Raw genomic sequence first — 22,417 nt, forward strand, 5'->3', positions numbered from 1 at the left:
CTTACGGCGATAGGATCATTGGTTGTTTCATCTCCCCCTGTGGTCACCTTGAGTCCACTCACGCTCAAACAACCTCCCGGGTTACTATCGCTCCAGGGCATGTTCAGCGGTGTTGCATGGTAAAGCTCCGAGTGCGCTCCCTCTCCCGAAAGTGCGTCCTTCTTTGCGCCGGCTCCTGAATACCATGTCTCCATCCTCTCTGCGGTATCCTGTCATCCCCCGGTTAAGGTACAATAGACGGTGAGAAAGAACCGGCCGGTCTGCGGATGAAGATACTCGTCGCCGATGATGATAAGAATATGAGGAGCCTCCTTGCCAGCGAGCTCTCCTACGAAGGGTTCGATGTGGTCCCGGCCGAGAGCGGTACGCATGCCCTCGAGCTGCTCAAGAGCGAGGAGGTCGATGTCGCGCTCCTCGATCTGAATATGCCCGATCTCGGCGGCATGGACGTTTTGAAGACGATACGAAGCAGCGAGCTGCCGGTCGAAGCGATCATCCTGACCGGCTTTGCGAGCATCCCTTCTGCAGTGGAAGCGATGCGGCTCGGGGCGTATGACTATGTCACCAAACCCTTCAGTGCCCAGGAGCTGAAGGAGGTCATCCGCAAGGCCTTCGAAAAGCGCCGGCTCCTGAAGGAGAATCTCGCGCTCAAGCTCCAGATCAAGCGGCACTATGCTGCGTCGTCGCCGATCATCGCGAAGAGTCCCGGGATGGTCGGGCTTATGGACCAGGTGAGGAGAATCGCCCCCTCGGACCTGCCGGCGCTCATCCTGGGAGAGAGCGGGGCCGGCAAGGAGCTCATAGCACGTGCCCTCCACGAGGCGTCCCCGCGGGCCGAAGAGCCTTTCATCGCGATCAACTGCGGCGCGATACCGGAGGCGATGATGGAGAGCGAGCTGTTCGGCTACGAACGGGGCGCTTTTACCGGGGCCTATGCGCGGAAGCTGGGACTGCTCGAGATCGCCGGCAGGGGGACCGTCTTCCTCGACGAGATCGGCGAGCTTCCCCTGCCGCTCCAGGTGAAGCTCCTCCGTGTTATCGAGACGAGGAGCTTCATGCGCCTCGGCGGGACCAGGGAGGTGGGCCTGCAGGTGAGATTCATCTCCGCTACGAACAGGGACCTCACCGAGGCGGTCGGGAGCGGACGGTTCAGGCAGGATCTCTATTACCGCATCAGTCCGCTTATCCTCGCCATCCCTCCTCTTCGGGAACGGCGGGAGGATATCCCGCTCCTCGTCGAGCATTTCATGAAGAACGCCCCCTCGTACCGGGGAAAGCACGTTACCGAAGCGGCGCTCCGGGCGCTGACCGAGTATTCGTGGCCCGGCAATGTGCGGGAGCTCCAGAATGTCATTCACCGCGCCCTCCTCCTGTCGCCGGGGGGGCGCATCGACCGCGCTGACCTGCCGTTCGATCTGGCATCGGGCAGGCGGGGCGTCCTGCGGCGGCTCGACGACGTCGAGCGGGAGCACATCCTCGCGGTGCTCCGCGCAACAGGCGGGCAGCGGGGCAAGGCCGCGGAGATACTGGGGATCGATCCCAAGACGCTGTATCGGAAACTGCTGAGCTATGGCATCGCCTGATAGAAAGACCAAAGCAGAATTGATCGAAGAGTTCACTGCGCTCCGCCGGCGCCTCGCCGACCTGGAGGTGAAGGAGAACGAGTGCGTGCTGGCGAAGGAGGCGCTCAGCGATTCGCAGAGGCTCTACCGGACCATCTTCGAGAATACCGGTACGGCGACGGTGATCATCGAGGAGGATACGACGCTCTCGATGGTCAACACCGAGTTCGCACGGCTCGCGGGATACGCACAGTCCGAGATCGAAGGAACGAAGAGCTGGATGGATTTCGTGCAGGGCGCGGACCTCGAACGGATGAGGGAATACCACCGCCTGCGGAGGAGCAGGCCCGAGGCAGCCCCGAAGAATTATGAGTTCATGTTTATCGACCGGTACGGCGCGACCAGGGACATACTCGCTACGGTCGCCGTTATCCCCGGCACACAGAAGAGCGTCGCCTCGTTCCTGGATATCACCGAGCGCAAGCGCGCCGCCGGGGAGCGCGAGCGGCTCATCACGCAGCTCAAGGAAATGCTCGCCAGTGTCTCCCGGTCGAAGAAGGAGTGGCAGGATACCTTCGACAGCATTACCGATCTCATTTATATCGTCGACCGGAAATACAACATCATCAAGGCCAATAAGGCCTGCGCCGACCATCTCGGTCTCGATCCGCAGGACCTCATCGATAAGAAGTGCTATGTCATTTTTCATGGCGAGCGGGTGCCGGTGGCGGGGTGCCCGCATACTACGGCCCTGAGGGAGCAGCGGGTCGTAACCGAAGAGGGGGTCGATCCGGAGAGTAATCGTCTGTTCCGCATGACCGCATTCCCTTACTGTTCACCCGACGGACAGCTGCTCGGCACGATCGTCGTCAAGAGAGACATCACCGAAAAGCGGGAGCAGGAGATGCGGCTCATCATTACCGAGCGCCTCGCTTCGCTGGGGGAGCTGGCTTCGGGCATCGCCCACGAGATCAACAACCCCCTCGCCTCGATCGGGGGCTGTGCAGAGGGCCTTCTGATGCGGCTGCGAAAGGGGCAGTACGACCCCGCGCTCTTCGAGAAGTACCTGAAGATCATCGAGGAGGAGGTGCAGCGCTGCAAGCAGATTACGACGACCATGCTCTCCTTTGTGCGCCAGCCGACCTACGATAAGAAGGCGATCAGCCTTCACGAGCTGCTCGACAGGACCATAGAGCTCATCGGCTTCCAGAGCAGACTCAAGGAGATGCGCATCGTACGGGATTTCGCTCCGGAGATGCCGTCGGTGATCGGCAGTGAAGGGGAGCTGCGGCAGGTCTTCATGGCGGTCATCACCAATGCCCTCGACGCCATGAGGAACAAGGGTACGCTCACCCTGAGCACCCGCATCGAAGACAGGAAGGCGATCGTTTCCATCGGCGATTCCGGGCCGGGGGTTGCGCGGGAGCATCTCAGCAACATATTCGAGCCTTTCTTTACTACCAAGGTGACGTCAGGGGGGACGGGCCTCGGGCTCTCCATAGCCAAGAAGATCATCGAGGCCCATAACGGCGACATCTCGGTAACTTCCAAGAAAAACGAGGGCACTGTTTTTACCATACTGCTTCCCCTCTGAAGGACAAGTGAGAAGTAAGAAGTAAGAAGTAAGGGGGAGCTTACGGGGGTTCTTTTATTTTGACTCCTGTCTTCACTTCCTACTTCTCGGTTCCTACTTCTCACTTGCTCTTATTTCGGGCATTCTGCCCTGCCTGCATGGCAAAGTGCCCGATCTCGTTCTGCCCTTCAGCATAAAAGTCCTTTTAGATCAGGCATCCGTATCGTGGTACTATCCTTGCTTTATTCTTCTGTTGAATGCCGGCGTGCGGTAAGCACCGGCAGAATGAAAAGGAGAGGCGCTACCCATGGAAGCAAAGAAGAAGATTCTTCTCGCCGACGATGACAAGAATTTCGGTTTCATACTCAAAAACGAGCTGGAGGACGAGAATTACGACGTCGATCTCTATACCGACGGCGTCGAGGCAGTGCTGGGGTTTATCTCTGCTGCCTACGATCTCGTCCTGCTCGATGTGAAGATGCCCCGGCTGGACGGCATCAGCACGCTCAGGATCATCAAGAAGCTCAGGCCCGAGACCCCTGCTGTCATCTTCTCGGGAAATGCGACGCCCCACGATATGGCGGAGTCGGTGCAGGTGGGAGAGATCACCTACTTCGATAAGCCTTTCGAGATAAAGGCGCTGAAGAGCTATATAAAGAATTATATTTTGTGATCGGCGCCGCCGCCACGGTCCGGCGCCGAGGGACCATCAAGATTTAATGCACTGCTTCGATAACGTAACTCAAGGGAGCGCACGGCTCCCGGGGTGACGTCCCCGGCAGCAGGAACCAGGAGGAAGAGAGAATGGCACTTATGGATTGGTCGGACAAATTGAGCGTCAACATACGCGAGATCGACGAGCAGCACAGGAAGCTTATCAGCATGATCAACGAGCTTCACGACGCCATGAAAGCGGGTAAGGGAAAAGAGGTGGTGGGACCGATCCTTACCGGGCTCGTGCAGTACGTTGCGACCCACTTTGCCACTGAAGAGAGGCTCATGAAGACGCACGCCTATCCCGAATATCTCAAACACAAGGTCGAGCACGACAACCTCACCAGGCAGGCTTTGGATCTGCAGAAGCAGTTCCAGGAGGGGAAGCCGGTGCTCACCGTCGAGCTGATGACCTTTCTGAAGAATTGGCTCTCGAGCCATATCCTCGGGACCGACAAGAGCTACAGCCCCTACCTGAACAGCAAGGGCGTCGCCTAATGAGCAGAGGGAGTCGGGCGAGGTAGAGTACATTCGCCCGGCTCCAAGCTCGTTCGTTCTGTTAGGGGCTCTTCGTCTATAGTCTATGGTCTATCCGCCGTTTCCCCGCGGGTGTGCTCTTCTCCACTGCCCGGGGGACTCCTTCAGTCCCTCCTTGCTCCATATGCCGGCTCTGCGCAGGAATGCCCGCCTCTGCGCCTCGGCAAGCCGGCCGCTGTACTTCACGTTCGGCGGGATGGTATAGAGCCGGGCGTACCCGGCCTCGATCATCTCTTCGTTGAGCATCCGCTCTCCCCGGCGGTCCCACAGGTAGACGAGCGGTCTCCCATGGCGGTCTCTCTGCTCGACATCCCGTTCGATAAGGACGATCCAATTACTCTTGCTGATGAGCTGTTTCAGGTGCCGTTTTGCCCGCCTCCCCCACGGCTCCTGGTCGAGCTCGGGCGCGTCGATCCCGATCAGTCTCACCCGCTCGGCCTTGAGCGGAATTCCTGCGAAGCTCTTCGCCCGTATGCTTACGGTGTCGCCGTCATGGACCGTGATGACGCGAAAGGGAGTTGCCAGCCGCTCGGCCGCTGCAGGGCACGCAGTGGCGGCGAGGAGCGTAATAAGTAAGAAAATTCTTGTATAATAGGAGAGTTTCATGGGCTATTGTAGCACAAAAAGACGAGGCCAGAGACTGCGGTTGAGGCCGTCGGCAAGGGGAGTCGGTGTGAAGAATATTGTCCTCACCGGGTTCATGGGGACCGGAAAGACCGTGGTCGGCACGCTGCTGGCTGAGAGGCTGCGCCGCCCGCTGATCGATGTGGACAGCGAGATCGAGCGGGAGCAGCGTATGACCGTCGCCGAGATCTTTGCCCGTGAGGGAGAGGCGGCGTTCAGGGATATGGAGGCAGCGGTCATCAGGAGGCTGTCGGAGAGAGCGGGGGTTATCATCGCTACCGGCGGCGGCGCGGTGGTGCGGCAGGAGAACAGGGAAAACCTCAGGAAGAACGGCGTGGTCGTATGCCTGACCGCATCCCCCGAGGCGACCCTGGAGCGGACCCGGGCCGCCGGCACGAGGCCGCTCCTCCAGGTCGACGACCCCCTGCAGCGGATCAGGGAGCTCCTGGAGGCGCGCGGCCCGTACTATGCAAAGGCGGACATGGTAATCGATACCGAGGGAAAGACGCCCGCGGACGTGGCTGAAGAGATCGTGCAGCGGATAAGGGAAGAGGTAAACGAGTAACATTCAACGGCAGGAAGTTTCTTTATCCTGTTTTCTCGAGGAGACTATGGAAAAGGTGACCGTCGATCTTGCCGAACGGAGCTACGAGATCATCATAGGCAGGGATACGCTCCCGGAGCTCGGCGAACGGATGTCGTCCTTCAGGTTCAGCCCGCGCGTAGGGGTCGTCAGCAACCCCGCGGTCTTCTCGCTGTACGGCGAGAAGGTCATGGAATCGATAGCAAGGGCCGGATTCGAAGGCGTACCGCTGCTCATTCCGGAGGGAGAGACCTACAAGGATTATTTCTGGGCCTCCCACCTTCTGACCGAGCTCCTGCGGAAGAGGTTCGACAGGAGTTCCTGTCTCGTCGCGCTCGGGGGCGGCGTCATCGGCGACATCACCGGCTTTGTCGCCTCGGTGTTCATGCGGGGGATGCAGTTTGTCCAGGCGCCTACCACGCTCCTCGCCCAGGTCGACAGCTCGGTAGGGGGAAAGACCGGGGTGAACCACGCGCTCGGGAAAAACATGATCGGCACCTTCTACCAGCCGCGGCTCGTCCTGATCGACAGCACGACGCTCGCGACGCTGCCCCGGAGAGAGCTGCTGTGCGGCATCGCCGAGGTGATCAAGTACGGCGTGATAAGGGACGAGCGGCTCTTCGAGCTCCTGGAACGGCAGCGGGAGGCGGTGCTCTCCCTCGACCACGAGGCGCTCCAGTTTATCATCAGACGCTCCTGCGAGATAAAGGCCGAGGTCGTGGCGAACGACGAGAGGGAGGCGGGGTTGCGCGCCATCCTGAATTTCGGACATACCATCGGTCATGCTATCGAGACCGAAACCGGCTATGGCCGCTATCTCCACGGCGAGGCGATCGCCATCGGTATGCACCTGGCCGCCCGCCTTGCTGCACGAAAGGGGCTCCTGGACGAGGGGGAGGTGGCCAGGATACGCTCTCTCATCGAGGCGTACGGCCTTCCTTCGACGCTTCCCGAAGGCATAAGCGCCGAGCGGCTTATCCGCCACATGGAGATCGACAAAAAGGCCGAGGCCGGCAGGATAACCTTTATCCTCCCCGAGCGGGTGGGGAGGGTGAGGATCGAAAAGAAGATATCGACGCAAGAGATAGGAGAGGCGCTGGAGGGATGAGGCAGGTCCTGGTCGTTGATGACGAGCGGGATCTCGCGGAGCTCGTCGCCTATAATCTGAAAAAAGAGGGCTTTGCGGTCGATGTCGCCTACGATGGAGAGACCGCGCTCACTGCCATTAAAAACGGCGGGTACGATCTCATCGTGCTCGACCTCATGCTCCCGGGAATGCAGGGGCTCGATCTCTGCGCGGCGATCAGGAACACCCCCTCGACCGCCCGGACGCCGCTTATCATGCTTACGGCCAAGGGAGAGGAGATCGACAAGGTCGTCGGCCTCGAGATGGGCGCCGACGACTATATCACCAAGCCCTTCAGCCCCCGGGAGTTCATGGCACGGGTGAAAGCCGTGCTCCGGAGAACGGAGCAGCGCCCTGCCGGGCTGACCGGGCCGCCTCCCGCGCCCGTCACCGGGGGCGCGGTCCTGAAGACGCGGGATATCGTCATCGACACGGAGAAGTATACCGTCACGGTCGCAGGGCGGCAGATCAAGCTCAGCGCCACGGAGTTCAAGCTCCTGCTCTACCTCTGCGAGCGACCGAACAAGATCTACAGCAGGGAGCATCTTCTCGATGCGGTATGGGGCGACGATGTGTTCGTGGAGCCCCGGACCGTAGACGTCCACATCCGCAGGCTGCGTACAAAGATCGAGGACGACGCCAATAATCCGCGCTACATAAAAACCATGCGGGGCGTCGGTTACTTCTTCGAGGCATAAGTGCTTACCGGTATCCTCATAGCGCTCTGCCTCGCGCTTATCGGCCTGGGCCTGTACACCGTCCGCCTGGCCGTCTCCCGCAACGACCTCGCCCACTTCCTGAAAGAGCTCGCTTCGGGAAATTTCGACGCGCGCCTTTCTCCCACGCGGAACCGCAGGCTGGACGCTGCGGCGAAAGACATTATCGCGGCAATGGACCGGATAAAAGAACGGCTCGACTTTGCCGAGCAGGAACGGCAGCGCATGGAGGCGATCCTCCGCGGCATGTCCGACGGGGTCCTGATCACCGATGCCCGGGGGGTGATCATCCTCGCCAACGACACCTTCAGGAGGCTGCTCGCCGTCGGCGAGCCTATCGAGGGAAGGCAGATCGCCGAGGTGCTGCGCAATGCGGAGCTCATCGAGATGGTGCTGAACGCGGTGAGCTTCTGCGATATGATGTCGGGAGAGATAGCCGTAACGCGCGCTGAGAGGGAGAAGCATCTCATCGCAACCGCGGTCCCCATCTTTGCAGAGAGCAGGGTGAGCGGAATGGTGCTCACCCTCCACGATGTGACCCGGCTGAAGCAGCTCGAAGAGATGCGCAGGGATTTTGTGGCGAACGTGTCCCACGAGATCAAAACCCCGCTCACCGCGATCAAGGGTTTTGCAGAGACGCTCCTCGACGGCGCGATCGAGGACCGGGAGCATGCGCTGCGGTTCCTCTCGATGATCAGGAATCACAGCGAGCGGCTGAACAGCCTCGTCAACGACCTCCTCACCCTCTCGCGGATAGAGCTCGGCGATGTCCCGGTCGGGAAGGGACAGGTCGATTTCGGGCAGGTCGTCGATACCGTCTTCATGACCCTCAAGGACAAGGCGGACCCCAAAGGACTCTTCCTCAAAAAGAGCATTCCCGGGGGAGTCAGGACGATCGCTGCCGACAGGGATAAGCTGATACAGATCGTCCTCAATCTCGTCGACAACGGCATCAAATTCACGGAAGCAGGCGGGGTCACGGTCGGCATCGACGAGACCGGCGGGAGGGTGACCCTCTACGTCCAGGACACGGGGATCGGGATCCCGCCGAAGCATATCCACCGCCTCGGCGAGCGCTTCTATCGTGTTGACAGCGCCCGCTCGCGGGAGCTGGGAGGCACCGGCCTCGGCCTCGCCATCGTCAAGCACCTCGTGACGGCGCAGCAGTGGAAGATGCGGATCGAGAGCAGCCCCGACGGCACACGGGTGAACATCATCATCGATAAATACCTGTGATAAATCCGGAACTCGAGACCAGAAATCCGAAAAGCAACCAACACAAAGAGGAGCCCCGCCCTTCCTCCCGCTCGTTCCGGTAAATGCTCTCAATCAGAAACCCGAAGAGCGATCAGGACTTCAGGATGGTCGTCACGCCGGTCCTGATCATCTTTATCGCGATGGCGGCGAGGAGCAGGGAGGCGAGCCGGGCAATGGCCCTCGTGCCGCTGACCCCGATGAGCCTGATGATCAGCTCGGCCCTGTTGAAAATGAACCATGCGAGGAGCATGTTCAGGACAAGGGAGAGGAAGACGGGGATATAGCCGTAGCTCCCCACCAGGAGCAGCGAGGTGGCGATAGTCGCAGGCCCGGCGAGCAGGGGGGTGCCGAGGGGGACGATGCCGAGGTCCGGCGAGCCGGTCGCTCCCTTCGTCTCCGCGATGAGCATGTCCGCAATGGATATGGCGAGCAGGAGAATCCCTCCCGCGATCATGAAGTCCTCGACGAGGATGCCCAGGACGTTGAATACGGCCGTGCCGAGGAAGATGAAGAGCGAGGTCACCATGAACGCGGTGAATACCGACTGCCGCGCTATCCGCCGTCTCTCTCCAGTGCCCATGCCCTCGGTCATCGAGAGGAAGATCGGCATGACGCCGGGCGCATCGATCGCCACCATCAGCGGGATGAGCGTGAGGAGATAGGAGTACACGATATCCATACAGTGATTGTAGTCTCTCCCGCGCCAGGAATCAATGGCGGCGCTCTGTTGCATTGTCGTTTTCAGTTGTGGCATAGTTAGACGAATGCGGTCGCGCGGAGCGCTTGTGCCGTGCGGGAAGCGTATCTGTCTCGATCCGGGAGACGCCCACGAGGTACAATGATCAGGAACTTCGAGCCCTTTCTGCTGCCCTTCGTCATCTTCGTCGTCTCGACGGCGATGCTTCTTTTTGTCCGGGGCATCGCCTTCAGGCTCCTCCACGCCTGGGCCGAACGGACCGCGACCAAGGCCGACGACATCGTCATAAAGGCGTTCAAGACCCCCTCCGTCTACTGGAGTATCGCCATCGGCCTCTACATCGGGATCGCTGCATCGGACATCCCCGAAAAGCACGTCTTTTATCTCAACAGAACGCTGTACGTCATCATCATTTTCTCGATCACGATCGCGACGGCGAACCTCGCGGGCAAGATATTCAGGAATTATGTCCAGACTTCCAATCTTCCGCTGCCGACCACCGGCCTTGCGTATGCGCTGCTGAAGGGGACCATCATCGCCATAGGAATCCTCATTATCCTGAGCTTCCTCGGCGTCTCGATCGCCCCGCTCATCACTGCTCTGGGCGTCGGCGGACTCGCGGTGGCGCTCGCCCTCCAGGATACGCTGGCGAACCTCTTCGCCGGGATCCATATCCTCGTCGAGAAGTCGATCCGCGTGGGCGACTTCATACGGCTCGAGACCGGCCAGGAGGGGTATGTGGAGGATATCACCTGGAGGACTACCCGCGTACGAATGCTGCCGAACAACATGGTGGTGATCCCCAACAGCAAGCTCGCCCAGAGTGTCGTCACGAACTACTATCTCCCCGAAAAGAGGATGTCCGTGCTGGTCCCCGTATCGGTCAGCTACAGCTCGGACCCCGAGCGGGTGGAGCGGCTGCTCGTCGAGGAGGCGAAGAAGGCAGCCCCGGAAATCCCCGGCATGCTGGGAGACCCCGAGCCTTTTGTACGCTTCATTCCGGGGTTCGGCGAGAGCTCTCTCGATTTCACGCTCATCTGCCAGGTGAAGGAGTTCACCGATCAGTACCCGACGCAGCATGAACTGCGGAAGAGGATATTCAAGCGGTTCAGGGAGGAGGGCATCGAGATACCCTTCCCGCACCGGACGGTCTATCTGAGAGAGGAGCGGGAGAAGGAGCACGGGCGGTCCGAAGGCCCGAACCCGTAGTTATTTTCCTTCCGTTTAAACTATACTTAAAACTTTCTATGCGCGATCCGAAGTGCCCGTGCCGTTGCAGACGATAAGAGAGCCCAGGGAGGAGCATATGGCATATCCGAAGACGCTTACCTTTATTCTTGCCGGCGGCAAAGGCGAACGCCTCTACCCGCTCACCGCGTTTCGCTCCAAACCGTCGGTGCCGTTCGGCGGCCGCTATCGTATCGTCGATTTCGCCCTGAGCAACTTCATCAACTCCCAGCTCTTCTCGATCTACCTGCTGGTGCAGTACAAGTCGCAGTCGCTCATCGAGCATGTGCGGCAGAACTGGACGCTCTCGTCGGTCATAAAGGAACATTTCATCGCGGTCGTTCCTCCGCAGATGCGGATGGGGCCCGAGTGGTTCCAGGGGACTGCGGATGCGGTCTTCCAGAACATCAACCTCATCCGGGACCATAACCCGGAGCTGGTGGTCGTCTTCGGGGCGGATCACATCTACCGGATGGACATACGCCAGATGATCGACTTCCACCTCGAAAGAGACGCCCTCGTCACCGTGGCGGCCCGGCCGGTGCCGCTCGATCAGGCCTCCTCCTTCGGCATCATCAAGGCGGACGCCGACCGCCGTATCACCGGCTTCGAGGAAAAGCCGAAGAGCCCGTCGCCGATGCCCGGCGACCCCGGCAGGGCGTACGCCTCGATGGGCAATTATATCTTCCGCAAGGACGTGCTCGTGGAAGCCCTCGGCAAGGCGCAGAAGAAGCGGCAGCACGACTTCGGCGCCCATGTGATCCCCGACCTGGTCGAGACCGGAAAGGTCTTTGCCTACGACTTCGGCACCAATGTCATCCCGGGGAGCATGCCCTACGAGGAGAAGGGCTACTGGCGCGATGTGGGGACCATCGCCGCCTACTTCGACGCGCACATGGATATGCTGGGCAGCACGCCGCCCTTCGAGCTGAGCAACGAGTTCTGGCCCATTCATCCCTCCACGTACGAGGGGCCTGCAGCCAAGATACTCCGCGGCGATATCACGAACAGCATGATCGGCGAGGGCGCCGTCGTCCACAACGCCTCGATCCGGAACTCCGTCATCAGGCGGGGCGTGATCGTCGAGGATGACGTCAGTGTCGAAGACTGCATCATCATGGACCACACCATCCTCCGGAAAGGGTGCAGGATCCGGAGGGCGATCGTGGACAAGAACAACATCATACCCGAGGGAGACCATGTGGGGTTCGATCCCGATAAGGACCGGTTCGGCTGCTATCTCGACGCCTCGGGGATCGCGATCATTCCCCGGGGAGCCAGGATGACCCGCGCGGCACGGGAGACGGATGTATAGCGGATGAAACAGAAGAAATCGGGTGCACTACCAGGAGGTGACTATATGAAACACCGGATAGCGGCAGCACTCATCATGGTGCTCCTCCCCCTCTCCTTTGCCGGGGCGCAGGAATTCAAGGATATCAGGGCCGAAGAGGTAAAGAAGCTCATCGACAGGAGGGCGAAGATGGTGATCGTCGATGCGCGGACCAGGCAGGAATATTACGAAGGGCATCTGCCGACAGCGATCAATGTTCCGCCCGAGTACAGCTACTCCATAAACCAGTTTCTCCCCAAGGACAAGGATACGCTCCTCATATTCTATTGCCGCGGTATCGGCTGAACGCTGAGCACCAATGCAGCGGTCGCTGCAAAGAGATACGGCTACAGGAATATCAAGACCTTTCACGGCGGCTATCCCGAGTGGATAGCGAAAGGATATAAGGTAAAGAAGTAAGAAGTAAGAAGTAAGAAGTAAGAAGTAAGAAGTAAGAAGTAAGAAGTAAGAAGAAGGGGGAGCTTAGGGGAGTTCTTTTATTCTGGCTCCCCGAAGCGGGTCTACGCGAAGGGTCGCTCCGACTGGCTCCTGAATTCTGAATTCTTCTTTTCCTCTATCGAGAAGAGCGGTTCCTCGATCGACTGGCCTTTGCATACCGGGCATCTCCCCGGCTTGGTGAGCCGCTCGCGCTTCCTGAAGACGAACCCGCACTTCTTGCATGCTGCGGGAACCACGACGAGCTGGCGATGCTTCTGCAGCGCCGACTTCTCGATGTGCGTGAGGTGGTCGTAGACCGCCTTTTCCGGGATGCCGACGTCTGCCGATATCTCCTTTGCCGAGAGCGTCCGGTCCCTGAGCAGCTCCATAATCGCCCGGCGAACCGTCTCGTGCCGCTCCGGGGGGATGGCAGGCGCTTTGGGTCTCTTCTTCATCTCGCCACCACCTCTTGTGCCACGTCTTATGCCACCTCTTATGGATAGTATACCCCACCGCCAGACGGAGCGGTTATGGCCGGCAGCGGAGCGGTTATGGAATGTTCGGCGCGGTTTATCTATACTTGGAGTAGATACCCTTCATTACACCGTATCCGAAGGAGGAGTCCCCTATGAGGAAACTCTTGTGGGCAGGCGGCATTATACTCGGGGTGTTCCTGGTCGCGGTGCTCGTGCTGACCGTCGTGGTCAGGAGCTACCTGCAGAGCGACCGGCTCAAGGCGCTGATCATTCCGCGGATCGAAGCCCTTACCGGAAGGCAGGTGACTATCGATGACATCGATGTCTCCCTCTTCAAGGGAATCGTCATTAAAGGGTTCCATCTCAAACAGGCCGATGGCGCCGGTGATTTTCTGAGGACTGACGAGTTCATCCTCGACTACAGCCTGCCTCCTCTCCTGAACCGGCAGCTCGTCATCACCAGAGTCGAGATCGCCGGGCCCTATATCCTCGTACGCCGGGAGCGGGACGGCCGCTACAATTTCAGCGACATGATCGAGAGGACAAAGCGGGGTGAGGCTGAAAAGCCGGCAGCAGGAGAGGAGCCGCACGAGCTTCCTCTCTCGATCACGACCGACCGGATATCCCTGAGCAATGCGCGGCTCGAGTTTGTCGACGCCCTGAACAAGCTCCCGCGCGTAGACGCGCTCATATCCGACGGGAGGCTCATGGCGTCCGTGGGCAGATCGCTTGCCGCTATGGACATCACCGGCTATCTCACCCTCGAGAGCATGAAGGCGGTTATGGACGGAATCGGGACGAACACCTCCGGCAGGATCGATATAAGGAGCACGAGCATCGATCTTTCGCTCGCAACGATGATAGGGAAGGATACGGTCCGTACCACCGGGACCATTACCGGCACTCCTTCCGCTCCGGTGGTACGGCTCGACCTCTCTTCAAAGGAGCTCGATCTCGAAAGGCTCCTTGCCCTGAGCAGCGGCAGGAAGAGCGGCCATGGCAGGGCCGGCGCTGGAGGCGCCTCGAAGCAGGATGGCGGAGACCGCGGCGTATCGATGGAAAGGAGCGGTTTCGCCGGACAGGAAGCTCCCCCTATCGTGCTGGTTGCCGATAAACGCGGGGCTGCTGCATCCGGCGGAGCGCCGCTGGTTACCGCATCGGGTACGGTCACGATCGGGACTGCGCATTACAAGGAATACGTTATCAGGGACTTCAGCCTCGGGTACCGTTACGAGAGGGGCGTTGTGAGATTGGAGCCTATCGCCATGCGACTTTCCGGAGGCGCACAGGTAGCGGTCGAGGGTACGGCTGCTGCCGAGATGCTCTTCAGGCTCGCCGAGGGCGATGCTGCCGCTGCCGTGAAGCGGACCCTCTCGGGCAAGGGGACGGCCCGGTTCAGCCCTATCGCAATACAGCAGTCCCCGATAACCGATGCGGTGGCAGTGCTCACCGGCATCGAGGCCCTCAGGAGCCCTCGCTTCGACAGCTCGCGGTTCACCTTCACGATAGGGAACCAGAGGGTCCTGCTCGAGGGGACCATGGACTCGCCGCAGATAAAGGTGGTCCCTTCCGGAACGGTCGGCTTCGATAAACGGCTCGACATGGTCGCCGACCTGCGCCTCTCGCCCGAGCTCACGGCCAGCCTTTCCCGCGCCGGCAGGATTACGGGGTTCCTGAAAGACGCGTCAGGATGGAGTACGGTGCCGCTCAGGATTACCGGGACGACGGAGAAGCCGTCGGTCGGCCTGAACACGGCAGCGGTTCAGCGGCAGATCCAGAAAGGGATACAGAGCGAGCTGCAGCGGCGCCTGATGGAAAAGCTCGCTCCCCGGGACAAGGGGCAGGCCCCGCAGGATAAGGAGCAGGTACCGCAAAAGGGACCGCGGCCCGAGGACCTGTTGAGGGATCTGTTCGGAAAATGAGAAAGGCGGCGCTTACTTGACGCACACCCTGTTTCTGCCGCTCCGCTTGGCTTCGTAGAGGGCGTCGTCAGCCCGCTTGCTCAGGGTATCGATATCGTCGTCCTCGCGGTACTCGGAAACCCCGAAGCTGCAGGTGATCGCGCCTGCGGCGCCGAAGCGGCGGCGCTCTATTTCTCCCCTGATCTTTTCAGCCAGAGCTTCCGCGCCTGCGGCGCCGGTCTCTGTCGCGAGAATGACGAACTCTTCACCGCCCCAGCGCGCTACCACGTCGGTCGTTCTGAGGTGCTCCTTTACGGTCTTTGCCAGCTCGACGAGGACCGTGTCTCCCACGAGATGCCCGTAGAGGTCGTTGATCTTCTTGAAATGGTCGATATCGAACATGATGATCGAGAGCGGGGCCTTGTAGCGCCGGGTACGCTGCACCTCCAGCTTCAGCAGCTCATTGAACTTCATGCGGTTGTAAATCTGGGTGAGCGTATCCGTCTCCGAGAGGCGCTCGAGCTCGATAGTCGTCTCCCTGACAGTCCCGAGCAGGTCGTTGAAGGCGCTCGAGATCACCCCGATCTCGTCGCCGGAGTGCACCTCCACCCGCTTGCTGAAGTCGCGCGTTGTTATGATCTCGGTCATGCTCGACTGAAGGCGCTCCAGCCTGCCGACGATGGTCCTGCAGACCACGATGCTCAACGCAGAGACGAGGGCCAGGGCTCCTATCATGAGCATGAGATTGGCGGTAATCTTTCTGCCTGTTGTCTCGAGGTCGCGCAGCGTATGCTGCTTGATGAACTGTATGCTGTACTCCTCCACCTCCTTCAGGATATTTATGGAGGCGGTCGCCGACTCGAACCAGAAGGCGGGATCGGGAACAGGGGCCTTCTCGCCGCTCCGCCCCGCGATCCTGCCGACCGTCTCGAGCGTGGCCTCCACCGCCGGTCCTTTGAAGCGATGGTTGTAAAAGGCGCCGATGTCTTCCGTCGTCTCCTGGAGAAAGTTTCTCGTGTTCCTCTCATAAGCCCGTTTGAGCGTCACGAGCTTCTCGATGCGGGGACTCTCGAGAGCGCCCGCGCTCAAGGCGACGCCCAGGGCTGCCCGCATCTGGCCGAGATACTCCTTTGCGTAGAGCAGGTGGGAGTGGGCGAAGAGGATATTTTTTATTTCGTGCGGCTGGGCCGACCGCACGATCCCGTTGATCTCGTCGAGGAGCTCGAAGATAAGGGAGGTGTAAAAATCCTCCACCTCGAAAGTGGTCGCCTCCCGCGACCTCACCTGCTCGCGCTCGGCAGAGAGGCCGCTGAAGAGCGACATGAGGCTAAGGTCCTCGCGAGCTCCTTTCAGAAATACCCCGAGCTCTTCGATCCTCTTGTCGCTCTCGCTCTCCTGGGCAGTGAGCTGTGCGGCAACGTCCTTGCTCCTGCTCGCCAGGGAATAGGTACTCAGGCCCCGCTCTTTCTGGAGCTCATGAACAATAGCGGAGAGCCTCTCCGCTTCGGTGACCTTCGCATGGACCTCTTTCAGGTGCGAGCGGGCGTGGAGGCCCTCCCTGATCCCCTGCTGCAGAAAGAACAGCAAGGCAATAAAGGGCATGACGCCGAGCAGCATTATTTTGGTCCTGATCTTCACATTTTCCTCTCCGCCGTACCGTGCGTATCCTGAATCATTCTACCATATGAAGACCGCCGGGCCGGGAGGTCGGATGGGCGGATGGCGGTGAGGGGTGCGGCGGTTATCGGCTATTCATCGGTGTCCCGGAGGAGCATCGCTTCTTTGAAGCGGCGCAGACGGCGCCGGTCAGTTTCCCCTTGTCGCAGAACCCGCGGCTCAGGCGGTGAGGTCTTCGACCGCGTTCTCGGCTTCCGAATTCGCCCCTACGGCATAGTAGAGGTAGCCGAGGGCGATAAGGAAGGAGAAGAGCGACTTGTAGGGAAAGGAGATATCGAGTACGACATGCGCGATCTGGAGCAGCACGGCCGGCGTGAACGAGACCGCAGCGAGGCGGACGAGGGTCCTGAAATCGAGAGTGACCCCGAAGAGCCGCGCAAAGAGGGCGCCGATGGAGGCGGCGAAGAAGGTCTGGAAGAGGTGGAAGAGAAAAGAGAAGAAGAGCGCAAAGGGGAACAGCATGAGCGGGAGCCAGGCCTTGAGCCACTCGATCCACTGGTAGACGGTCCTCTTATCGACAACGAGCTCGTCGATACCGGCGAGGTCGAAGGTGCGCGTCTCGGAGAGTCCGTTCCGCGCAATCAGGGCCGTCCGGGTCAGCAGAAGCACCGCCGGCGAGTTGCCGAGGGAGGAGGTGGTCCCCGTCGTATCGATAATCGCGAAGGGGGTCGTGCCGTCCCGCTGGTAAATGAAAAGAGGCGTCGTCTCCTTTGTCGAGGCCTGGCCGTTCGTAATGGTGATGGTCGGAACCTGCTCGACGTAGTGGGGAGCAGAGCCGGCGAGAAACGCCGAGAGGTCCTTCTGTATCTTCAGCGTCTCCGGAATCCAGAAGAGGGACAGGAGCAGCAGCAGATAGGCGACACCCCATCCCTTCCAGTTCCTCGCTACATCTCTATAGAGAGCGCGCGAGAAGAAGGAAAGGAAAAGCGGATGGATGATCGTATAGTTTCGCATAACGGATTATTATACCTTAAAATGCATGTTCCGGGTTCCGGATCAAAAAAGCTCCACGAGCCGGCGTTTGTTGTGTAAAGTCCGCGAAAGCCGTTACAATACGTGCTATGCTTTCGATCGGTACAGTGCATCTCCCCTCTCCGCTGATCCTTGCTCCCATGGCGGGAGTGAGCGACCTGCCCTTCAGGCTGGTTGCGCGGGAGCTCGGCTGCGGGTTCGCCTTTACCGAGATGATCAGCATGCGTTCCCTGGTCCAGGGAAACAGGAAGACCGGGGCCATGCTCGCGACCCGTGCCGGCGATCAGCCCCTCGGCGTGCAGCTCCTGGGCAGGGATGCCGAACTGGCGCCGCGGGCGCTCGAAGCGCTGCGAGACGGTAATTTTGCTCTTGTCGACATCAACGCGGCCTGCCCTGTCGGCAAAGTAGTCTCCCGGGGAGAGGGGGCGAGCCTAATGAAGGAGCCGGATGCGCTGTATAAACTGCTCAGGGCGGTGGTCCGCTATGCCGCGGCTCCGGTTACGGTCAAAATACGGGCAGGGTGGGACGACCGCTCGATCAATGCCCGTGAAGTCGCCCTCCGGGCGCAGGATGCGGGGATCAGCGGGCTGCTCATCCATGGGAGGACCAGGATGCAGGGGTACAGCGGTACGGTGAGCTATCGCGTCATCGCCGAAGTGAAAGAGGCGCTCTCGATACCGGTCATCGCGAGCGGCGATGCCCTTTCGCCGCAGCTGATCAAGAAGTTGTTCGACGAGACCGGCGCCGATGGCGTCGCCGTAGCCCGCGGGGCGCTCGGGAACCCCTGGATATTCCGGCAGGCGGCGCAGTTCCTCTGCGAGGGGACCCCTGCCCCGGAGCCGGCAGGGGACGAGCTTGCCGCGGTGATGCGCAGGCATCTTGAGCTATGCATCGCTCACTGCGGCGAGGGCGCCGGGACGATGGTATTCCGCAAACTCTTCGCCTGGTATATAAAGGGCCGTCCCCTGGTGAGGCAGCTCAAGCAAAAGGCCTTTCATGCGCAGTCGGCGGCTGAAATGCGCGCGCTCATCGACAGCTTTCTCGACCGGGGTGAAGGTGCGGAGCCGCACTTGCCGCTCTGTTCCCCGCGGCCGCTCGCTGCGTAAGGGCCTGTATCCGTGAAACGGCATGCAGCGCTCCTGCATGCCGCCGTTACGGAAGAGGGGAGAGGCGGGTTACAATACCCTTTTCTTCAGCCGCTCCGCGTAGTCGGTAGCCTGCCCGGCAAGGTCCTCGGCGAAGTGATGTATCTGACGCCTCGTTTTCTTGCCGGATTGCGGGGCGAGGAGGAGCGCAACTCCTGCCCCGACCGCGCCGCCCAGCAGGAACGAGAAGACCGCTACCATCGCCATAGTTCTCTCCATCTTTTCCATCGAGTCCTCCTTGAGGTGGATACGTCATGCCCTGTGCAGTGCCGTATGCGGATTCAGCAGGGCCCCGGACGGTTCCGGGCTTGCAGCAGTATAATTTTCGACAAGAAAGGAAAAGCCTTTAGCCGGCCCGGGCCGGCGCCGCGTGCGTGCCACAGCCGCACGGGCGCTACGGGTCCGAAGCGATGAGCTGCTCTATCCGCTCGGCGGGGAGGGCCTCGCTGAAAAGGTATCCCTGCAGCTCATCGCAGCAGCTCGAGTGCAGGAACGAGAACTGCTCTTCCGACTCGACGCCTTCAGCGACGACTTTGAGCCTGAGGCTGTGCGCCATGGCGATGATGGCGCTGATAATGATTTTGTAATCGGGGTCGACCATGAGGTCGGCGATAAATGACTTGTCGATCTTGAGCTTGTGGATCGGCAGTTTCTTGAGATAGCTCAGTGACGAGTACCCGGTGCCGAAGTCATCGATGGAGAAGTGGACCCCCCGGTCGCTCAGTGCAGCGAGCTTGGGAAGCGTATCCTCAACATTCTGCATGGCCGTGCTCTCGGTGATCTCGATGCCGAGGCGCGCGGGGTCGAGGGAGGTTTCCCTGAGCACGCCGTTGACGGTCTCGACGAAATCGGGCTGCTGGAACTGCCGTGCCGAGAGGTTCACCGTGAGCTTCAGGGGACGTCTGCCGGCGTTCTGCCACGCGCTGAACTGGGTGCAGGCGGTGCGAAGGACCCACTCGTCGAGGGAGAGGATGAGCCCCGTCTCCTCGGCGAGGGGGATGAACTGCACGGGGGAGAGGAGGCCCAGCTCCGGGTGCCTCCAGCGGACCAGGGCCTCGATGCCGGTGATCGACCTCGTCGTGAGATCGATCTGCGGCTGGTAGTAGAGGAGCAGCTCGCCCCGCTCGATGGTCTGGCGGAGACTGTTTTCTATGATGATCCTCCTGAATGCCTTGATGTTCATCCCCGGGTTGTAGAACTGGTAGTTGTTTCTCCCCTGCTCCTTCGCATGGTACATCGCGGTGTCGGCGTTCTGCATCAGCGCCTCGGCATCGAGGCCGTCGCCCGGGAAGATGCTGATGCCGATACTCGCCGTCATGCGGAGCTCGTGGCCGTCGAGCTGGTAGGGGTGCTTGAATGCCGCGAGTATCTTCTCCACGACCGCGATGACGTCGTGCTCATGGGATATTTGAGAGAGGAGGATCGTGTATTCGTCCCCTCCCATCCGGGCGACGGTATCGGCCTCGCGCACGCTCGTCCTCAGGCGGTAGGCGACCGCCTTCAGGAGCTTATCCCCGACGGTGTGGCCGAGCGAATCGTTGATCGTCTTGAACCGGTCGAGGTCGAGGAACATCACCGCCAGCCGCTGCCGGGAGCGGTGCGCCTGCGTCAGTGCGAGCGTGAGGTGGTCGATAAAGAGCATCCGGTTGGGAAGCCCGGTGAGCGCGTCGTGGTACGCCTGGCGCCTGATGGTCTCCTCCATCTGTTTCCGTTCGGTAATGTCCTGGGTCACCATGACGAACCCGCGCAGGGTGCCCTCGTTCTCCCTGAGCGGGGTGACGACGACGGTCGCCCAGAAGTGCGAGCCGTCCCTGCGCACCTGGACCCCTTCATCCATGCAGCGGCCCTCCTCTGCGGCTTTTCTCAAGATCGCGGCGGGCTTGCCGGTCCGGGCGTCCCCTTCGGAGTAGAAGAGGGAGATGCTCTTGCCGACGATCTCGTCAGACCGGTACCCGGTCACGCGCTCGGCGCCGCTGTTCCAGCTCGCCACGCGCCCCTCGGTATCGACCAGGTAGATGGCGTAGTCCTTGACCCCCTCGACGAGAAGGCGGAACCGCTCCTCGCTCTCGCGCAGCGCCTCTTCGGCCCGCTTGAGCTCGGTGACATCCTGCGCCGTGCCGAACATCCGCAGCGGAGCGCCATCAGCGCCCCGGATGACACTGCCCCTGCAATGCAAGATGCGGATGTCGCCGTCGGGCCGCACGGCACGATGATAGTAGTCCAGAGACTGGTTACTGGAGAGCGCCTCGCGGATCACATGGTCCACCTGCTCCCGATCTTCGGGATGGACGCGATCGAGAAAGGCCTCGTAGGAGGCGCCGAACTCCTGGGGGTCGAGGCCGAAGAGCCGGTAGAGCTCCTCCGACCAGGTGACCCTGTTCTCCCGTATGTCCCAATCCCAGCTGCCGAGCCGGGCGAGCTGCTGCGCCTCGATGAGCTGCTCCTCGCTCATCTTCTGCCTCAGGTGATCGAGCTGCGCGGTGAGGGTGCGTATGCGCTTGCGGCAGTGGACGAGCCGGCTCCGCTGAGCTTCCAGCTTCCGGGCGAGGGCATCGCGATCAGGGACGGTGCTCTTCGCCTCTCTCAGCGGACCGTTGTCCTTTCCGGGCAGGGCTGGATGCCCTCCGGATGCATGTGATCGCCTCATGCTTTGTCCCCCCTCTCCAAAGCAGCGCGTCGCGGGGTGCCCTGCAGCCGCAGAATGCGCTCTATGTTTTTTAGGAAATTCTCCAATGTAAATTCTATCACGTATTGCGGCGGGTGTCATTATCTATAACCGTTCCGTTAAGAGCGCATGCCGAGGGGATGCAGCGGTGTCCTCCTTCTTGACAATGCATACAGACCTGCTACGCTTATGATATAAGCGGGAGAGTATGATGCTGCAAGAGGGAGGTGAAGCGTATGGCTCTTTCGATGTCGAAGATATCAGGCTGCGACGTAACGGATTGCTCCTATAACATGGACAAGCAATGCCGCACCATGGCCATAACGGTCGGCGACAGTTCCTGCGCCATGTGTGATACCTATACGAAGATGAGTCAGAAGGGAGGCTCCCCGGACATCATCGGGGGCGTCGGCGCCTGCAAGGAGAGCGACTGCAAGTTCAACCAGTCGCTCGAGTGCAGTGCCGGCAGCATCCATGTCGGCCTCCACAGCGGACATGCAGACTGCACCACCTACACGAAGAGGTAACTCCGTACAACCCCGCCATAGCACGGTATCGGCACGATAACAGTACTATAACCATCCGTCATCTCTCCCGCTTACCTCGCTCCCTGCCGCACCGTGCCGGCTGAAGGTCCGGCCCCGGCCTTCCGTATGCCGCAGAATTTATATACAATATACCGATGACCTCATCGGGACTTCATCAGGACCTCATCGGCGGCAGCCGCGGGGGGGGGGGGCGGGGGGGCCCCGCGCCCCCCCCCCCCGACGAGCTCACCGTCGAGCGGCTCGCCGCCCGCGCGCACATGTCGCCGCGGACCTTCGCCCGGCGGTTCCGCGCGGTGACGGGCACGACGCCGTACGCCTGGGTGCTCCGCCAGCGCCTCCTCCTCGCGCAGCGGCTGCTCGAGGACCGCGGCGACCTCACCGTCGACGACGTCGCCGCGAGGTCCGGCTTCGGCGCGGCCGCCGCCCTGCGGCACCACTTCGCCCGCGAGCGCGGCACGTCGCCGCAGGCCTACCGGCGGGCCTTCCGCACGGGGGCCCTGGCCGGCTGAGCTGTCGTGACGACGGGACCTCTGGCCCTGCCCGGGCGCCGCCAGGGCTGGGACCTTGGCGGCGTGCCCACGGCGCGGCCGGGGTCTGACCTCGGGGAGCGCGGGCAGCATGGACCTGGACGACAACCGGAGGCCCG

22 protein-coding genes and 1 pseudogene are annotated in these 22,417 nt (G+C 60.9%); 15 read left to right on the top strand and 8 right to left on the bottom strand.

Translation table 11 applies throughout. The annotated features are described in order from the left end of the window. Nucleotides 1–194: hypothetical protein (locus tag AB1805_16445; protein ID MEW5747020.1), on the bottom strand; the 194-nt coding region annotated here is incomplete at its 3' end. 72 nt (nt 195–266) lie between these two features. Between AB1805_16445 and AB1805_16450 the strand changes: the two genes are divergently transcribed. The 4 genes from AB1805_16450 (at nt 267) to AB1805_16465 (ending at nt 4,347) form a co-directional block, all read left to right on the top strand. Next, nucleotides 267–1,583: a sigma-54 dependent transcriptional regulator gene (locus tag AB1805_16450; GenBank protein MEW5747021.1), complete on the top strand. Its 1,317-nt coding sequence runs from the start codon at nt 267–269 to the stop codon at nt 1,581–1,583. Then, a complete protein-coding gene (locus AB1805_16455) occupies nt 1,570–3,156 on the top strand; it encodes a PAS domain S-box protein (protein ID MEW5747022.1) in 1,587 nt (528 codons plus the stop codon). Before AB1805_16450 ends, AB1805_16455 begins: the two co-directional genes overlap by 14 nt. A 286-nt stretch (nt 3,157–3,442) precedes the next feature. Further along, nucleotides 3,443–3,808, top strand: coding sequence for a response regulator (locus tag AB1805_16460; GenBank protein ID MEW5747023.1), 366 nt, complete (start codon nt 3,443–3,445; stop codon nt 3,806–3,808). 131 nt (nt 3,809–3,939) lie between these two features. Beyond that, nucleotides 3,940–4,347, top strand: coding sequence for a bacteriohemerythrin (locus AB1805_16465; protein ID MEW5747024.1), 408 nt, complete (start codon nt 3,940–3,942; stop codon nt 4,345–4,347). A 90-nt stretch (nt 4,348–4,437) separates the two neighbouring features. Here the strand turns inward: AB1805_16465 and AB1805_16470 are convergent, their stop codons facing one another. Next, on the bottom strand, nt 4,438–4,992 hold the full coding sequence (locus AB1805_16470) for a thermonuclease family protein (GenBank protein ID MEW5747025.1): 555 nt from the start codon (nt 4,990–4,992) through the stop codon (nt 4,438–4,440). A gap of 67 nt (nt 4,993–5,059) precedes the next feature. Here AB1805_16470 and AB1805_16475 point away from each other — a divergent pair, with 67 nt between their 5' ends. The 4 genes from AB1805_16475 to AB1805_16490 are packed head-to-tail and all read left to right on the top strand — an operon-like array spanning nt 5,060 to nt 8,671. After that, complete coding sequence (locus tag AB1805_16475; GenBank protein MEW5747026.1) at nt 5,060–5,575, top strand: shikimate kinase; 516 nt, start codon at nt 5,060–5,062, stop codon at nt 5,573–5,575. A 46-nt stretch (nt 5,576–5,621) separates the two neighbouring features. Next, the gene (aroB, locus tag AB1805_16480; GenBank protein ID MEW5747027.1) at nt 5,622–6,701 is read left to right on the top strand and encodes a 3-dehydroquinate synthase; all 1,080 of its coding nucleotides are present in this window, start codon (nt 5,622–5,624) and stop codon (nt 6,699–6,701) included. Next, entirely contained in the window at nt 6,698–7,417 is a 720-nt protein-coding gene (locus AB1805_16485; GenBank protein ID MEW5747028.1) for a response regulator transcription factor, read from the top strand. Before aroB ends, AB1805_16485 begins: the two co-directional genes overlap by 4 nt. After that, the gene (locus AB1805_16490; GenBank protein MEW5747029.1) at nt 7,418–8,671 is read left to right on the top strand and encodes an ATP-binding protein; all 1,254 of its coding nucleotides are present in this window, start codon (nt 7,418–7,420) and stop codon (nt 8,669–8,671) included. A 112-nt stretch (nt 8,672–8,783) separates the two neighbouring features. On the opposite strand, the gene AB1805_16495 is transcribed toward AB1805_16490, so the two are convergent. Further along, nucleotides 8,784–9,371 carry a MarC family protein gene (locus AB1805_16495; GenBank protein MEW5747030.1) on the bottom strand — a complete coding sequence of 196 codons (588 nt, stop codon included), beginning with the start codon at nt 9,369–9,371 and terminating at the stop codon, nt 8,784–8,786. A 159-nt stretch (nt 9,372–9,530) separates the two neighbouring features. Between AB1805_16495 and AB1805_16500 the strand changes: the two genes are divergently transcribed. The 3 genes from AB1805_16500 to AB1805_16510 all read left to right on the top strand — a co-directional run bounded on the left by AB1805_16500 (nt 9,531) and on the right by AB1805_16510 (nt 12,255). After that, on the top strand, nt 9,531–10,598 hold the full coding sequence (locus AB1805_16500) for a mechanosensitive ion channel family protein (protein ID MEW5747031.1): 1,068 nt from the start codon (nt 9,531–9,533) through the stop codon (nt 10,596–10,598). A gap of 97 nt (nt 10,599–10,695) precedes the next feature. Then, nucleotides 10,696–11,931 carry a glucose-1-phosphate adenylyltransferase gene (gene glgC / locus AB1805_16505; GenBank protein MEW5747032.1) on the top strand — a complete coding sequence of 412 codons (1,236 nt, stop codon included), beginning with the start codon at nt 10,696–10,698 and terminating at the stop codon, nt 11,929–11,931. A gap of 45 nt (nt 11,932–11,976) precedes the next feature. Beyond that, complete coding sequence (locus tag AB1805_16510) at nt 11,977–12,255, top strand: rhodanese-like domain-containing protein (GenBank protein MEW5747033.1); 279 nt, start codon at nt 11,977–11,979, stop codon at nt 12,253–12,255. A gap of 215 nt (nt 12,256–12,470) precedes the next feature. On the opposite strand, the gene AB1805_16515 is transcribed toward AB1805_16510, so the two are convergent. Continuing rightward, nucleotides 12,471–12,842, bottom strand: a complete 372-nt coding sequence (locus AB1805_16515) for an ArsR family transcriptional regulator (GenBank protein MEW5747034.1) — start codon at nt 12,840–12,842, stop codon at nt 12,471–12,473. Between the two features lie 173 nt (nt 12,843–13,015). On the opposite strand from AB1805_16515, the gene AB1805_16520 reads away from it, so the two are divergent. Next, on the top strand, nt 13,016–14,785 hold the full coding sequence (locus AB1805_16520) for an AsmA family protein (protein MEW5747035.1): 1,770 nt from the start codon (nt 13,016–13,018) through the stop codon (nt 14,783–14,785). Nucleotides 14,786–14,797: 12 nt separating this feature from the next. Here AB1805_16520 and AB1805_16525 read toward each other — a convergent pair whose 3' ends face one another. Both AB1805_16525 and AB1805_16530 read right to left on the bottom strand, forming a co-directional pair. Next, nucleotides 14,798–16,402: a diguanylate cyclase gene (locus AB1805_16525; GenBank protein MEW5747036.1), complete on the bottom strand. Its 1,605-nt coding sequence runs from the start codon at nt 16,400–16,402 to the stop codon at nt 14,798–14,800. 198 nt (nt 16,403–16,600) lie between these two features. Beyond that, on the bottom strand, nt 16,601–17,395 hold the full coding sequence (locus tag AB1805_16530; protein ID MEW5747037.1) for a DUF1189 family protein: 795 nt from the start codon (nt 17,393–17,395) through the stop codon (nt 16,601–16,603). A gap of 107 nt (nt 17,396–17,502) precedes the next feature. Here AB1805_16530 and dusB point away from each other — a divergent pair, with 107 nt between their 5' ends. After that, nucleotides 17,503–18,519 (top strand): tRNA dihydrouridine synthase DusB, encoded by a 1,017-nt coding sequence (dusB, locus tag AB1805_16535; protein ID MEW5747038.1) that lies wholly within the window; start codon nt 17,503–17,505, stop codon nt 18,517–18,519. A gap of 69 nt (nt 18,520–18,588) precedes the next feature. Here dusB and AB1805_16540 read toward each other — a convergent pair whose 3' ends face one another. Both AB1805_16540 and AB1805_16545 read right to left on the bottom strand, forming a co-directional pair. Beyond that, nucleotides 18,589–18,786, bottom strand: coding sequence for a YtxH domain-containing protein (locus tag AB1805_16540; protein MEW5747039.1), 198 nt, complete (start codon nt 18,784–18,786; stop codon nt 18,589–18,591). Nucleotides 18,787–18,952: 166 nt separating this feature from the next. After that, nucleotides 18,953–21,205, bottom strand: coding sequence for an EAL domain-containing protein (locus tag AB1805_16545; GenBank protein ID MEW5747040.1), 2,253 nt, complete (start codon nt 21,203–21,205; stop codon nt 18,953–18,955). Between the two features lie 254 nt (nt 21,206–21,459). Here AB1805_16545 and AB1805_16550 point away from each other — a divergent pair, with 254 nt between their 5' ends. Continuing rightward, nucleotides 21,460–21,750: a DUF1540 domain-containing protein gene (locus AB1805_16550; protein ID MEW5747041.1), complete on the top strand. Its 291-nt coding sequence runs from the start codon at nt 21,460–21,462 to the stop codon at nt 21,748–21,750. Between the two features lie 239 nt (nt 21,751–21,989). After that, nucleotides 21,990–22,280, top strand: a pseudogene (locus tag AB1805_16555) (helix-turn-helix domain-containing protein). Nucleotides 22,281–22,417: the final 137 nt, after the last annotated feature.

The sequence above is a fragment of the Nitrospirota bacterium genome, from assembly GCA_040752355.1.
Taxonomy (GTDB): domain Bacteria; phylum Nitrospirota; class Thermodesulfovibrionia; order Thermodesulfovibrionales; family Dissulfurispiraceae; genus JBFMCP01.

Coding starts and splice junctions, on each gene's coding strand:
- glgC (MEW5747032.1), top strand. CDS start 10,696: ATGGCATATCCGAAGACGCTTACCTTTATTCTTGCCGGCGGCAAAGGC.
- AB1805_16460 (MEW5747023.1), top strand. CDS start 3,443: ATGGAAGCAAAGAAGAAGATTCTTCTCGCCGACGATGACAAGAATTTC.
- AB1805_16450 (MEW5747021.1), top strand. CDS start 267: ATGAAGATACTCGTCGCCGATGATGATAAGAATATGAGGAGCCTCCTT.
- AB1805_16540 (MEW5747039.1), bottom strand. CDS start 18,786: ATGGAAAAGATGGAGAGAACTATGGCGATGGTAGCGGTCTTCTCGTTC.
- AB1805_16465 (MEW5747024.1), top strand. CDS start 3,940: ATGGCACTTATGGATTGGTCGGACAAATTGAGCGTCAACATACGCGAG.
- AB1805_16530 (MEW5747037.1), bottom strand. CDS start 17,395: ATGCGAAACTATACGATCATCCATCCGCTTTTCCTTTCCTTCTTCTCG.
- AB1805_16485 (MEW5747028.1), top strand. CDS start 6,698: ATGAGGCAGGTCCTGGTCGTTGATGACGAGCGGGATCTCGCGGAGCTC.
- aroB (MEW5747027.1), top strand. CDS start 5,622: ATGGAAAAGGTGACCGTCGATCTTGCCGAACGGAGCTACGAGATCATC.
- AB1805_16455 (MEW5747022.1), top strand. CDS start 1,570: ATGGCATCGCCTGATAGAAAGACCAAAGCAGAATTGATCGAAGAGTTC.
- AB1805_16495 (MEW5747030.1), bottom strand. CDS start 9,371: ATGGATATCGTGTACTCCTATCTCCTCACGCTCATCCCGCTGATGGTG.
- AB1805_16515 (MEW5747034.1), bottom strand. CDS start 12,842: ATGAAGAAGAGACCCAAAGCGCCTGCCATCCCCCCGGAGCGGCACGAG.
- AB1805_16545 (MEW5747040.1), bottom strand. CDS start 21,205: ATGAGGCGATCACATGCATCCGGAGGGCATCCAGCCCTGCCCGGAAAG.
- dusB (MEW5747038.1), top strand. CDS start 17,503: ATGCTTTCGATCGGTACAGTGCATCTCCCCTCTCCGCTGATCCTTGCT.
- AB1805_16520 (MEW5747035.1), top strand. CDS start 13,016: ATGAGGAAACTCTTGTGGGCAGGCGGCATTATACTCGGGGTGTTCCTG.
- AB1805_16470 (MEW5747025.1), bottom strand. CDS start 4,992: ATGAAACTCTCCTATTATACAAGAATTTTCTTACTTATTACGCTCCTC.
- AB1805_16510 (MEW5747033.1), top strand. CDS start 11,977: ATGAAACACCGGATAGCGGCAGCACTCATCATGGTGCTCCTCCCCCTC.
- AB1805_16550 (MEW5747041.1), top strand. CDS start 21,460: ATGGCTCTTTCGATGTCGAAGATATCAGGCTGCGACGTAACGGATTGC.
- AB1805_16500 (MEW5747031.1), top strand. CDS start 9,531: ATGATCAGGAACTTCGAGCCCTTTCTGCTGCCCTTCGTCATCTTCGTC.